Source organism: Streptomyces sp. NPDC087440 (assembly GCF_044744005.1).
In the GTDB taxonomy this organism is placed as follows: domain Bacteria; phylum Actinomycetota; class Actinomycetes; order Streptomycetales; family Streptomycetaceae; genus Streptomyces.
This window is the reverse complement of record NZ_JBIUXN010000034.1, coordinates 42,148-54,061: the sequence shown is the minus strand read 5'-3', so window position 1 is coordinate 54,061 and position 11,914 is coordinate 42,148. Positions and strand designations below refer to the sequence as shown.

The window sequence follows — 11,914 nt, the reverse complement described above, 5'->3', positions numbered from 1 at the left end:
GCCCGGGGCGGGGCGCAGCCCGGGGCGGGGCGCAGCCCGGGGCGGGGCGCAGGACACCCGGGCCGCCCCGCAGCACGCGTGCAGGACGGACCCGCAGCACGCGTGCAGGATGCACCGCAGCAAGCGCACCGCCCGCCCCGTATCCGACTTGACCGATTCGTTGCGGTACGAGGTCTTCTGGCGGGGGCGTCGCGGCCGTAGGCTCCGGGCCGTGTACGACAAGGGTCAGACCCTCTCCGAGGCCCGCGCGCTCCACCCCTTCGCCACCGCTCCCGTCGTCGCCGTGTGCGCCGCCGCGGCGGGGCTCCTCACCGCCCTGTCGGGCCGGTACGGCTACCACCGCGACGAGCTGTACTTCCTGGTCGCCGGGGACCATCCGGACTGGGGGTACGTCGACCAGCCACCCCTGACCCCGCTGCTGACCAGGGCGTTCAGCTCCGTCTTCGGGGACGGACCGGCGGGGCTGCGGGTCGCCGGGACGCTGGCCTGCGTGGTGCTGGTGCTGCTGGTGGCGGGTGTGGCACGGGAGTTGGCCGGGGACCGGCGGGCGCAGGTGCTGGCGGCGGTGCTCGCGGCGACGTCGACGTTCGTGCTGGCCGTGGGGCACATCGTCACCACGGCAACGTACGACCTGGTGGCGTGGCTGGCGATCGGCTGGCTGTTCCTGCGGCTGCTGCGCACCCGCGATCCGCGCTGGTGGGCGCCGGTGGGGGCGGCCGTCGGGATCGGCATCCAGAACAAGTACCTGGTGGCGATGCTGGTCGCCGCCCTGCTCGGCGGGCTCGCGGTGGCCGGGCCCCGGCGGCTGCTGCGCAGCGGGTGGCTGGGGGTGGGGGTGGCGCTCGCGGTGCTGATCGCCTGGCCCAACCTGTGGTGGCAGGAGCAGCACGGCTGGCCCCAACTCACCGTCGCGGGCGGCATCGTGGCGGACGACGGGACGGAGAACCGGCTGCTGTTCGTGCCGCAGCAGTTGCTGTTCCTGTCGCCGTTGTACGTACCGCTGTGCGTGGCGGGGTGGCTGCGGCTGTGGCGGGACGAGCGGGTGGGGTGGGCGCGGGCGGTGGCGTGGGCGTATCCGCTGCTCTGCCTCCAGGTGATCGGCACGGGCGGCAAGCCGTACTACGCGCTGCCGCTGCTGCTGGTCCTGCTGGCGGCGGGGTGCCCGCCGGTGGTGGAGTGGCTGGTGGGCCGGGTGCGGCGGGGGCTGCTGGCCGGGGCGGTCGCGGTGACGGCGGCGATGAGCCTGGCGGTGGGGCTGCCGGTGCTGCCGGTGAGCCAGGTGTCGTGGGTGAACGGGATCAACCCGGAGCAGGGCGAGCAGGTGGGCTGGCCGGAGTTCGCGGACGCGGTGGCGGCGGGGTGGGCGAAGGTGCCGCCGGGCGAGCGGGCCCGGTCGGTGATCTTCACGCAGAACTACGGGCAGGCGGGTGCTCTCGTACGGTACGGGCCTGCGCGGGGTCTGCCCGCGCCGTACTCGGGGCACATGAGCTTCGCCGACTGGGGGCCGCCGCCGGACTCCGCGACGGGGCGGGTGCTGGTGGTGCGGCAGCGGGGCACGGAGGGGGGCGCCGGGGAGTTCTTCCGCGGGTGCGAGGAGGTGGGGCGGGTGGACAACGGGGCGGGGGTGGCGAACGAGGAGCAGGGTGCGGTGGTGGTCCTCTGCGCGGGGACGACGGGCCCGTGGTCCACGGTGTGGCCCCGCCTGCGCCACTTCTACTGACGCCGCCCAGCCCGGGCCGCTTGGACGGCGGGGCCGCGCTCCCTCCCCTTCCCCCTAGCCCCCTTGGGCGGCAGCTCGCCCTCCTCTTCCCCCTGCCCCTCGGGCGGCGGTCACACTCCCCTTCCCCTTCCCCCAGCCCCCTTGGGCGGCGGGGCCGCCCCCCGGGGGCGGGACGGGCGGGCAAGGGGGCGGCCCGCCCGATCCGGGCCCACCCGGATACCGGCCCCCGCCCGCACCTTGCGTGCCGGACGCCCGCGACGCCGGGGCCCCCGGCCCGCCTCCCGGCACTGGGGTGCGTTCAGCCCCGGCCCGCCGGGGCAAGGGGGTCCCCAGCCCCGCCCCTTCACCTAAACCCGCGGGGCCATTGCACGGTTCCGTGCGGGTGAGTGGGTGGCTGGTCGCGCAGTTCCCCGCGCCCCTGACGGGGCGCTCCCTGACGGCGGTGAGCCTGCTGGGCGCGCCCGCGCGGCGGAGCCGCAGATCGGAACAGCCCCGCACATCGGAACAGCCCCCACCCCTTACGGGCCCTCCCGGTGGCGCACCACCGTGTCCGGCCCCGGCGACATCACCGTCTCGTGACCGTCCTCGAACCTCACCCGGTACGGCGGCAGCCCGTCCGCCCCGAGCACCTCCACGATCTCCGCGACCCGGTCCCGCTGCCCCACGATCCTGCCGTGCGTCAGCAACCGGTCGCCCACGTTCGCCCGCATCGCCACTGACCTCCAGAGGTCGGCTCGGAAGCGCCAAGTCTAGTGCGCGGCAAGGGAGTTGACGCCACTCAGGCCCGCACCCGCTGGGTGACCGCGATGCACACCAGCACCGCCACCGCCGCGGCCGGCGCCGCCACCGGCAGCACCTCGCCCAGCAGCAGCACCGACCACACCAGGGTCAACAGCGGCTGTGCGAGCTGGAGTTGGCTGGCCCGGGCCACCCCGATCTCCGCCATTCCCCGGTACCAGACCACCAGGCCCAGGAACTGCGAGCCGATCGCCACCCACAGCAGCCCGGCCAGTGCCTTCCCCGTCAGGTGCGACGGCTCCACCGCCAGCGCGACCACCGCCGTGGGCAGCGCCACCGGCAGGCACATGACCAATGCCCACCCGATGACCTGCCAGCCCGGCATCACCCGGGCCAGTCGGCCGCCCTCGGTGTACCCGGCGGCGCACACCAGCAGCGCCCCGAAGAGGAGGAGGTCCGCGCCGGACAGGGCGCCGCCGCTCTGCTGCACGGTGAAGGTGATCACGACGGCCGCCCCGGCGAGCGCCGCCGCCCAGAAGGCGCGGGAGGGGCGGTGGCCGGTGCGTACGGCCGAGAAGACGGCGGTGGTCAGCGGCAGCAGGCCCACCACGACGGCCGCGTGGGCGGTGGTCGAGGTCTGGAGGGCGAGGGTGGTCAGCATCGGGAAGCCGAGGACGACCCCGATGCCGACGACGGCCAGGCCGCCCCAGTGCCGCCGCTCGGGCACGGGCACGCGCAGGGCGAGCAGGGCGCCGCCCGCGACGAGGGCGGCGAGCACGCTCCGTACTGACACCAGCGTCCAGGGCCCGAAGCCGTCGAGACCCCAGGCGGTGGCGGGAAAGGTGAGCGAGAACGCCACGACCCCGAGCGCGGCGAGCACGGTGCCGCTGCGGGCCGGAACTCCCCCGCGCACCGGGAACTCTGCCGCGCGGGTCCGCCGCCCCCGGGGACGACCCCACCGAACCGGCCCCGCCGCGTCCGTCCGTCCCACCGGGCCTGCCGCACTCGTCCGCTCCACCGAGCCCACCGGGCCCGTCTGCTCCGCGGAGCCCGCCCCGCACGTCCGCCCCACCGGGCCCGCCGCGTCAGCCCGCTCCGTCGCGATGCCCGCGCCGGAGGCCTGGGCCGGGATCTGCGTGTGCTGTGCACCGGCGGGCGCCCCCGGCATGCGCCCCGGGTGCTGGGAGGGGCCGTCAACTGCTATCGCATTGTGGGCAGTAGCGCTATTCTCTGCGTTCATGCATGAGCGTAGCAGCGTCTCTGAACTGGCCTCAGCCCTTCGCGCAGATCTTCACCGCTACTCCCCCGGTGGAAAGCTGCCGTCCAGCCGGGCCCTCGTCGAGCAGTACCGGGTCAGTCCGGTGACCGTCTCCCGGGCGCTGGCCCGGCTCGCGGCCGAGGGGCTCGTGGAGACGCGGCCCGGCGCCGGGGCGTTCCGCACCGCGGACCCGCGGACGGAGGCGCGCGCGGCCGGTGACACGTCCTGGCAGGAGGTCACGCTCAGCGCCGAGGGCGCCACCGATCCCGCGCCGCGCGCCGTCGACGCGACGGGCCTGCTGGTCACCCTGTCCGCGCCCGCCGTCGGGGTGACCGAGTTCAACGGCGGCTATCTGCACGCCTCCCTCCAGCCGGAGCAGGCCATGGCCGCCGCCCTCGCCCGGGCCGGACGCCGTCCGGGGGCGTGGGGGCGGCCGCCCGTCGAGGGCATCGACGAGCTGCGCGAGTGGTTCGCCCGGGGCATCGGCGGGGCGATCACCGCCGCCGACGTGCTGATCGCGGCGGGCGGCCAGAGCGCCCTGACCACCACGTTGCGCGCCCTCGCGCCGCCCGGCTCGGCCGTGCTGGTCGAGTCCCCGACGTACCCCGGGCTGCTCGCCGTCGCGCGGGCCGCCGGGCTGCGGCCGGTGCCCGTGCCGGTGGACGCCGACGGCGTACGTCCGGACCTGCTGGAGGCCGCCTTCCGGGCCACCGGGGCCCGGGTCTTCATCTGCCAGCCCCTCTTCCAGAATCCGACCGGCGCGGTGCTCTCGGACGCGCGCCGCCCGGAGGTGCTGCGCATCACGCGGGCGGCGGGGGCCTTCCTGGTCGAGGACGATTTCGTACGACGACTGGTGCACGCGGACGCGGGCCCGCTGCCCCGCCCGCTCGCCTCGGACGACCACGAGGGGGTCGTCGTGCACGTCTGTTCGCTGACGAAGGCGACCTCGCCCAGCTTCCGGGTGTGCGCGCTGGCGGCGCGCGGCCCGGTCCTGGAGCGGCTGCGGGCCATCCAGGTGGTGGAGAACTTCTTCGTGCCGCGCCCCCTCCAGGAGGCGGCGGTGGAACTGGTCGGCTCCCCGGCCTGGCCGCGCCACCTGCGCACGGTGTCCGCCGAGCTGCGGGTCCGCCGCGACACCCTGGTCTCCGCCCTGCGCCTGCACCTGCCGGAACTGGCCCTCCCGCACGTCCCCTCGGGCGGCTACCACCTGTGGCTGCGCCTGCCGGACGGGGTGGACGAGCCGTCGATGGTGTCGGCGGCCCTGCGCGCGGGGGTGGCGATCGCGCCGGGCCGCCCGTACTTCAGCGCGGAGCCCCCGGCGCAGCATGTCCGGCTGAGCTTCGCGGCGGTGGCGAGCACGGCGGAACTCACCGAGGGCGTACGGAGACTGCGTACGGCCTACGACTCCCTGGTCTGAACCGGCGGCCCGGTCCGCCCCGGGGGCCGGGGTTCACGTCAGCCGCACCTCGACGGCGTGGTCGCGGAAGACGTCGAGGGCGGAGTCGAAGTAGGCGACGAGGTGGGTGCGGGCGACCTCGGAGTCCCGCCACTCCAGGACGAAGGGGGCGGTGGCCCCGAAGCCGCCGCGCAGGCAGTCGTTGAGGGCGTCGAGGTTGCCCCCGAAGTATCCGCCGGGCCCGTTGATCGCCTCGCCGAGGGCGAGGAAGAGGGCGGACCGGTCGGTGATGTGCTGGCCCTCCAGGGTGTACGTCGCCCCGGCGGGCCGGTCGTCCTCCTGGAGGACCTCCGCGAAGTACGTCTCCTGCACCTCCCCGAGCCGCACCCGCCGCGCTTCGGCATCGAGGGCTTCCCAGGACCTGCCACCGTGATCACTCATGCCCGCATTCTGCGCCCTGACCGGGCGCCCCGCAGGGGCGCGAAAGAACAGCGACCGCCACTGTCCCTCCCGGGGTCAGTAGTGGTCCGCCACCACCCTCGCCATCGCCCCGATCCGGTCCGCCCCCACTTCCCGCCCCGAGAAGAAGACGTGCCCCCGTACCTCCGGATACGTCTTCGCCAGCGTCAGGTGACGCGACAGTTCCGCCGGGTCCTGCCATGCCGCGGGCTGCGCCGGGTCCCCCGCCTTGTAGAGCGCCTCGCCCACGTACAGGGAGACTCCCGTCCCGCGCACCGTGCCCGCCCACCACTTCAGCAGTTCCGCGTAGTCCGCGGCCTCGAAGCCGACGTTCCAGTAGAGCTGCGGGCAGATGTAGTCCACCCAGCCCTCCCGCACCCACGTGCGGGTGTCCGCGTAGAGGTCGTCGTACGTGGCCGCGCCCGCCCGGGTCCGCGACCCCTCGGGGTCCCGGTCGGCGTTGCGCCACACCCCGAAGGGGCTGATCCCGAAGCGCACCCCGGGCCGCACCTTCCGCAGCCGCTCCCCCGTCTCCCGTACGAGCACGTCCGTCGTGTGCCGCCGCCAGTCCGCCAGCGAGGCGAAGCCGCGCCCGTGGCGCGCGAAGGCGGCCGCGTCGTCGAAGGTCTCGCCCTGCACCGGGTACGGGTAGAAGTAGTCGTCGAAGTGCACGGCGTCCACGGGGTAGCGCCGCACCGCGTCGAGGATCGCGTCCTGCACGAAGCGGCGGACCTCCGGGAGCCCCGGGTGGTAGTAGAGCTTTCCGCCGTACGGGATCACCCACTCCGGGTGCACCCGTGCCGGATGGGACGCCACGAGCCGCCCGGGGTCTGTGTGATTCGCCACCCGGTACGGGTTGAACCAGGCGTGCAGTTCCAGCCCTCTGCGGTGGGCCTCCTCGACGGCCGTGCCGAGGGGGTCCCAGCCGGGGTCCTGGCCCTGCTTCCCGGTGAGGCATTCCGCCCAGGGTTCGTACGGCGACGGCCACAGCGCGTCGGCGGTCGGACGGACCTGGAAGATCACCGCGTTCAGCTTCCTGCGTACCGCCGTGTCCAGGTGAACCAGCAGCTCAGCGCGCTGTTGATCAGCGGTGAGGCCCGTGCGGGACGGCCAGTCCCGGTTGGCGACGGAGGCCAGCCACATGCCCCGCATCCCGTCTCGCCGGGGCGGTCTCGGGCGCCCGGCGGCACTGCCCGTCAGGGTCAGCGCGGAGAGCGCTCCGACCGCTCCGGCCACAAGCCGCCTTCGTGCGACATGTCCCACAAAACAACACCTCACCGCTCCGGTACGGACCCGCTGTCCGGCCCAGCATGCCCGCCCTCCCGGCCGGAACCCGTCAGGCGCGGAGTAACGTCGGGGGTTCACGGCGGGCCCCCGGAGACACCGGCAGGGCCCCCGGACCCTAGAGCGTGACGTAGAGCGAAAGGCACGATGTGACCGACATCGAACGCGTCGGAGTGGTGGGCTGCGGCCAGATGGGCGCCGGCATCGCGGAGGTGTGCGCCCGCAGCGGCCTTGAGGTCAAGGTCGCCGAGACCACGGGCGAGGCCCTGGAGATCGGCCGCACGCGCCTTTACAACTCCCTCTCGAAGGCCGCCGAGCGCGGCAAGATCTCCGAGGAGGAGCGCGACGCGGCGCTGGGGCGCCTGAGCTTCACCACCGACCTCGGCGAGTTCGCCGACCGCGACCTCGTGATCGAGGCCGTCGTGGAGAACGAGCAGGTCAAGACGGAGATCTTCCAGGTCCTGGACCAGGTGGTGACCCGCCCGGACGCGATCTTGGCCTCCAACACCTCCTCCATCCCGCTGGTGAAGCTGGCCGTCGCCACCTCCCGGCCGGACGCCGTCATCGGCATCCACTTCTTCAACCCGGCCCCGGTGCAGAAGCTCGTCGAGCTGATCCCGGCCCTCACCACCTCCGAGGGCACGATCAGCCGGGCGCACGCCATGGTGGAGAAGATCCTCGGCAAGCACGCCATCCGCGCCCAGGACCGCTCGGGCTTCGTGGTGAACGCGCTGCTGATCCCGTACCTGCTCTCGGCGATCCGGATGTTCGAGTCGGGCATCGCGTCCCGCGAGGACATCGACAACGGCATGGAGCTGGGCTGCGCCCACCCGATGGGCCCGCTGAAGCTGGCGGACCTGATCGGTCTGGACACGGTCGCCTCGGTGGCGGACTCGATGTACGCCGAGTTCAAGGAGCCGCTGTACGCGGCCCCGCCGCTGCTCCAGCGGATGGTCGACGCCGGCCGCCTCGGCCGCAAGACGGGCTCGGGCTTCTACCCGTACGGCTGATCCCCGCCCGGTACACAGCGTGACCGGCGCCCCCCGCACTCCTGATTCGCACGGAGTGTGCGGGGGCGCGCGCGGTGTGCGGGGTGTGCTCGCATATGCCCCGAACACACGCTCCCGCCCTGCACGCAAAGGGAGTTGACTCACCGTCACAACAACTGAGTCGACTCTCCCGTGAAGGAGCGGAACATCGTGACCACCGACCCGGAACAGAGCGTGGTCGTAGACGAACTCGCGGAGGTGCGCCGCCGCCTCGACGTGGGACTGGCCCACATCGAGGGACGGCTCGCCGTGCAGACGCTGCGGGACGACCAGAACGACAAGGATCTCGCCGATCTGGTCGCCCGCGTCAGCGCCCTGGAGCACGCCCGCTGGCCGCTGCCCGCGGTGGCGGCGCTCACCGCACTCGGTGCGCTCGCCGTCGCCGTGTGGCAGGCCCTCGGGCGCTGACCACAGCCGTGACCAGCTGACCGAAAGCCGTGCCTACCTGCTGGAGCCGGAGGCCAACTCCCCCTGGCCCAGCCTGAGGTGATACAGCATCAGCAGCCCGGCCGCCATGTTGGCGGCCGGGACCTCACCCCGGGCGATCATGTCCGGGATCAGTTTCAGCGGTATCCACTCGCGGCGCGAGGACTCGAAGTCGTCCTCGGGGTAGCCGGTGTACGTGGCCCCCTCCGCCCAGTACAGGTGGTGCCGGGCGTCGGTGAGGCCGTTGGACGGCTCGACGGTGAGCAGGTGGCGCAGCGGCCCCGGCCGCCACCCCGTCTCCTCCTCCATCTCGCGGGCCGCGGCCGCCTCGACGTCCTCCCCGTCCTCGACGACGCCCGCGGCCAGTTCCCAGCCCCAGCTGTCGGTGATGAAGCGGTGGCGCCAGAGCATCAGCACCTCGTTCGCCTCGTTGACGGCCGTCGCGACGGCGACCGCGCGCAGGCGGATGAGGAAGTGGTCCAGATGACGGCCGTTGGGGAGTTCGACGTCCGCGAGATTCACCCGGAACCACGGGTTCTCATACACAGTTTGTTCGTTTAGGTTCGTCCACTGCACAGTTCTGCCACCTTCCGGCATGGAGATGCACGTAGATGGCAACATCGCAGTAGCGCAGCGCTGGGGGAACCAGCGCCCGGCGGCCCTTTGCGGCGGCCTTACAGGGGAATGCGCAACGCCCCGTCGATCATTTCGGCCGCCTCGTCGGCCTCGGCACAGCCGCTGGCCGCCAGATGTTCGCGCACGGCCCGCAGTCGGTCTCTCAGCCGCTGGGACTCCATGCCCCGCGCCTGCTCGGCCATCTCGACCGCGGTGGCCACGGCCCGGTCGGCCTCCCCCTGCCGCAGTTCGACATGGGTGAGGATCGCGAGCCGGTGCACCCGGCCGCGGTCGTGTGCGCGGGTGTCGACCGCCGCCGCCGCGTGCTCCCGCGCGGTCGTGAGGTCCCCCATGCTGAGCAGCGCCTCCGCCACCTGCACATTGACCAGGCCCGGTTGTACGTACCCGGTCTCGTCCGGCTCGCTGCCGGGGCGGATGCGGTCGGCGGCCTTCTCGGCCCGCCGGATGCAGGCGAGCGCGCTCGTCCCGTCCCCGAGGTGGGCGTAGGACTTGGCCTGCATCGCGTAGAGGTCGGCGGCGAGCGCCGGGGTGATTTCACGCCCGGCGGTCCGCAGGGCGGCCTCGGCGAAGGCGACCGCCTGGCGGTACTCCCGCATGAACAGCGACTGGTTGACGAGCAGGGCGATGACGTACGCGCCGAGCCCCCGGTCGCAGCTGGCCTTGGCGAGCCGCAGGGCCTGGTGGAAGTAGCGCTGGGCGAGCCCCTGGGCGTCGGAGTCGTAGGCGCAGATGCCCGCGATGGCCACCAACCCGCCGGTGGCGCGGTGCAGTTGACGGCCCGTCGCGTCGTTGTAGCCGCCGCGCAGCAGGGGCGCGGTCTCGGAGTTGAGGAAGCCGACGATGCGGGTGCGGGTCGCGATCCCGCCGGCCTTGCGGTACATCTGCTCGTAGTGCGCCCGGGCGGCCTTGAGGGTCTCGATGTCCGCGAGGTTCACCTGGGCCAGCCCGGACCGGGACACGTCGCTGTCCTCGGGCGGGTTCTCCCACTCCCAGACCGGCATCACGGCGGGCGTGCCCGTGACGGCGGGTGCGCCGAGCACGTGCGGGCGCTGCTGTTCGTCGGAGCGCCACAGGGCGGTGGCCCGCTCCACGAACCCGGAGAGGGTGGAGCTGGAACCGGTGTCCGGGGACGTCGACTCCCCCCGCATTCCGCCCAGTCCGATGTCGTCGAGCGCGACCTGCCGGTGCAGCCGGGTGCTGAGCACCTCGCAGATCAGGTCCGGGGCCTGGCCGCGCGGCCGTTGCCCCTTGAGCCACCGGCGTACCGCCGTGTGGTCGTAGCGGAGGGCCAACCCCCGTTTCTTTCCCGCCTGGTTGACGTGGGCGGCAAGGCCCGCCTGGGAGATCCCCGCTTCGTCGAGCAGGGCGTCGAGGAGTGCATTGGGCTGCATGGGAGCGCCTCCGGATGACGTCAGTCGCGCACCAGCGTAGTACCGGGGCATTCACACGGGGGGTGAACGGAATGCCAGCATCCACCCCCTTCACCCACTCCCGCCGCACCCGTCGAGTCGGTTGACTGAACTGCCTCGCAAGAGGCGGCCGGGCCGTCGGCTCCCCCCTCCATCAGTGCGGCGGCCCGTTCCCACCCCCGCCCGCTCCGCCCGGCCGACCTGCATCTCCGCGGCGGGGCGGGCGGCCCGCGTCAATTCCCGTCAGTGGCGGGAGGGTTCGGGGTGCTGGTGCCAGGCGGCGAGACCGCCGCCCTGGGCCGGCACCCGCAGCCGGTCGTTGCGCAGTACCACCAGCGCCACGTCGTCGGACACCTGCCCGCCCGTGTGCCGCAGCAGGGCGCGCTGCACCCGCTGGACGACCGCCGCGGGCGTCGCCGGATGCAGGGCGACGGCCCCGGCGAGCGCCTCCCGCAGCGAGAAGAAACGGCCGTGCGCGTCCCGGGCGTCCTCCGCGCCGTCCGTGTGCAGCACCAGCAGTTCCCCGGGCAGCAGCGTCGCCAGGTGCCGGACGGGCAGCTCGGCGGGGAGCGGGAAGGGGCCCAGCGGCGGCAGCGGGTCCCCGCCCGCCACCGGCTCGACGGTCCGGCCCACCCGGTACGGCCAGGGGTGGCCGCAGTTGAGCGCGAGCACCTCGCCGTCCTCCTGGACCTCCAGCAGCAGTACGGTGACGAACTCCTCCAGCAGCGGGCTGTCCGCCTGCGCCCCCTCGGTCGCGGGGTGCTCGTCACGGGCCCGCTCCCGCAGGTGGCGTTGCAGGGCGCGCTCCAACCGCCGCATCACACGGCCGAGTTCGGGCTCGTCGTGCGCGGCCTCGCGGAAGCTGCCGAGCAGTGCGGCAACGGCTCCGATCGCGGGGAGGCCGTGGCCCCGTACGTCGCCGATGACGACCCGCACCCCGTGCACGGTCGCCATCACCTCGTACAGATCCCCTCCCACGACCGCCCCCTGGCTCACCGAGAGCTGTCCGGCGGCCAGGGCGATCCCGTCGAGGCGGGCGGGCAGCGGGCGCAGCAGCACCTCCTGGGCGGCCCGCGCGACCTCCTTGAAGCGGCGCAGCTCGCGCAGCGGGCCGAGCCGCACCCCCACGCCCACCAGCACCGCGCCCAGCACGAAGCAGCCGCAGGTGACGAGGTCGGAGAGCGGGCGGGCCAGTTCCCAGGCGACGAGGACGGCCAGCAGGAGGCCGAGGAGCACGGCCCCGTACGCGTACCAGGACAGGCGTGCGGCGGGCGGGGTGACGCGCACCCTCCGATGTCGCAGGCGCGGAAGCCGCGGGCGCGGAAGTCGCGGGCCCGGAAGTCCCCGGCGCAGAAGGAGCCGCGCCCCCGCCCCGCGGCCGACCCTCTGACTGATCATTTCCGGACGGCCCCCTCGGAGCGCTTGGCTGCGGTACGGCCGGTCGGCCGGAACGATTGTGTCTACCGTTCGTGCCGCTATGCGTACATCGCCCGTGGATCTCACCCAAATGAGTGAGGGGCACACCCGTGTCCCGGATGT

11 protein-coding genes are annotated in these 11,914 nt (G+C 73.8%); 4 read left to right on the top strand and 7 right to left on the bottom strand.

Annotated features, from left to right (window positions below):
* Window positions 1–211: 211 nt before the first annotated feature.
* Entirely contained in the window at window positions 212–1,720 is a 1,509-nt protein-coding gene (locus tag ACIO3O_RS40495) for a glycosyltransferase family 39 protein (protein ID WP_401755249.1), read from the top strand.
* Between the two features lie 518 nt (window positions 1,721–2,238).
* Here ACIO3O_RS40495 and ACIO3O_RS40490 read toward each other — a convergent pair.
* The gene (locus ACIO3O_RS40490; protein WP_401755246.1) at window positions 2,239–2,430 is read right to left on the bottom strand and encodes a DUF1918 domain-containing protein; all 192 of its coding nucleotides are present in this window, start codon (window positions 2,428–2,430) and stop codon (window positions 2,239–2,241) included.
* 68 nt (window positions 2,431–2,498) lie between these two features.
* A complete protein-coding gene (locus ACIO3O_RS40485) occupies window positions 2,499–3,371 on the bottom strand; it encodes a DMT family transporter (protein ID WP_401755332.1) in 873 nt (290 codons plus the stop codon).
* A gap of 325 nt (window positions 3,372–3,696) precedes the next feature.
* On the opposite strand from ACIO3O_RS40485, the gene ACIO3O_RS40480 reads away from it, so the two are divergent.
* Window positions 3,697–5,133: a PLP-dependent aminotransferase family protein gene (locus tag ACIO3O_RS40480; RefSeq protein WP_401755244.1), complete on the top strand. Its 1,437-nt coding sequence runs from the start codon at window positions 3,697–3,699 to the stop codon at window positions 5,131–5,133.
* Between the two features lie 33 nt (window positions 5,134–5,166).
* Here the strand turns inward: ACIO3O_RS40480 and ACIO3O_RS40475 are convergent, their stop codons facing one another.
* Entirely contained in the window at window positions 5,167–5,553 is a 387-nt protein-coding gene (locus ACIO3O_RS40475) for a barstar family protein (protein ID WP_401755241.1), read from the bottom strand.
* Window positions 5,554–5,628: 75 nt separating this feature from the next.
* Entirely contained in the window at window positions 5,629–6,834 is a 1,206-nt protein-coding gene (locus ACIO3O_RS40470) for a glycoside hydrolase family 10 protein (RefSeq protein ID WP_401755238.1), read from the bottom strand.
* 170 nt (window positions 6,835–7,004) lie between these two features.
* On the opposite strand from ACIO3O_RS40470, the gene ACIO3O_RS40465 reads away from it, so the two are divergent.
* Together ACIO3O_RS40465 and ACIO3O_RS40460 are read left to right on the top strand one after the other, a co-directional pair.
* Complete coding sequence (locus tag ACIO3O_RS40465; protein WP_189827445.1) at window positions 7,005–7,865, top strand: 3-hydroxybutyryl-CoA dehydrogenase; 861 nt, start codon at window positions 7,005–7,007, stop codon at window positions 7,863–7,865.
* 189 nt (window positions 7,866–8,054) lie between these two features.
* Window positions 8,055–8,312, top strand: a complete 258-nt coding sequence (locus ACIO3O_RS40460; protein WP_401755236.1) for a hypothetical protein — start codon at window positions 8,055–8,057, stop codon at window positions 8,310–8,312.
* A 33-nt stretch (window positions 8,313–8,345) separates the two neighbouring features.
* Here the strand turns inward: ACIO3O_RS40460 and ACIO3O_RS40455 are convergent, their stop codons facing one another.
* The 3 genes from ACIO3O_RS40455 to ACIO3O_RS40445 form a co-directional block, all read right to left on the bottom strand.
* Window positions 8,346–8,906 carry an NUDIX hydrolase gene (locus tag ACIO3O_RS40455; protein WP_401755233.1) on the bottom strand — a complete coding sequence of 187 codons (561 nt, stop codon included), beginning with the start codon at window positions 8,904–8,906 and terminating at the stop codon, window positions 8,346–8,348.
* Between the two features lie 98 nt (window positions 8,907–9,004).
* The gene (locus ACIO3O_RS40450) at window positions 9,005–10,357 is read right to left on the bottom strand and encodes a transcriptional regulator (protein WP_401755230.1); all 1,353 of its coding nucleotides are present in this window, start codon (window positions 10,355–10,357) and stop codon (window positions 9,005–9,007) included.
* A 261-nt stretch (window positions 10,358–10,618) separates the two neighbouring features.
* Complete coding sequence (locus tag ACIO3O_RS40445) at window positions 10,619–11,728, bottom strand: PP2C family protein-serine/threonine phosphatase (protein WP_401755329.1); 1,110 nt, start codon at window positions 11,726–11,728, stop codon at window positions 10,619–10,621.
* Window positions 11,729–11,914 lie beyond the last annotated feature (186 nt).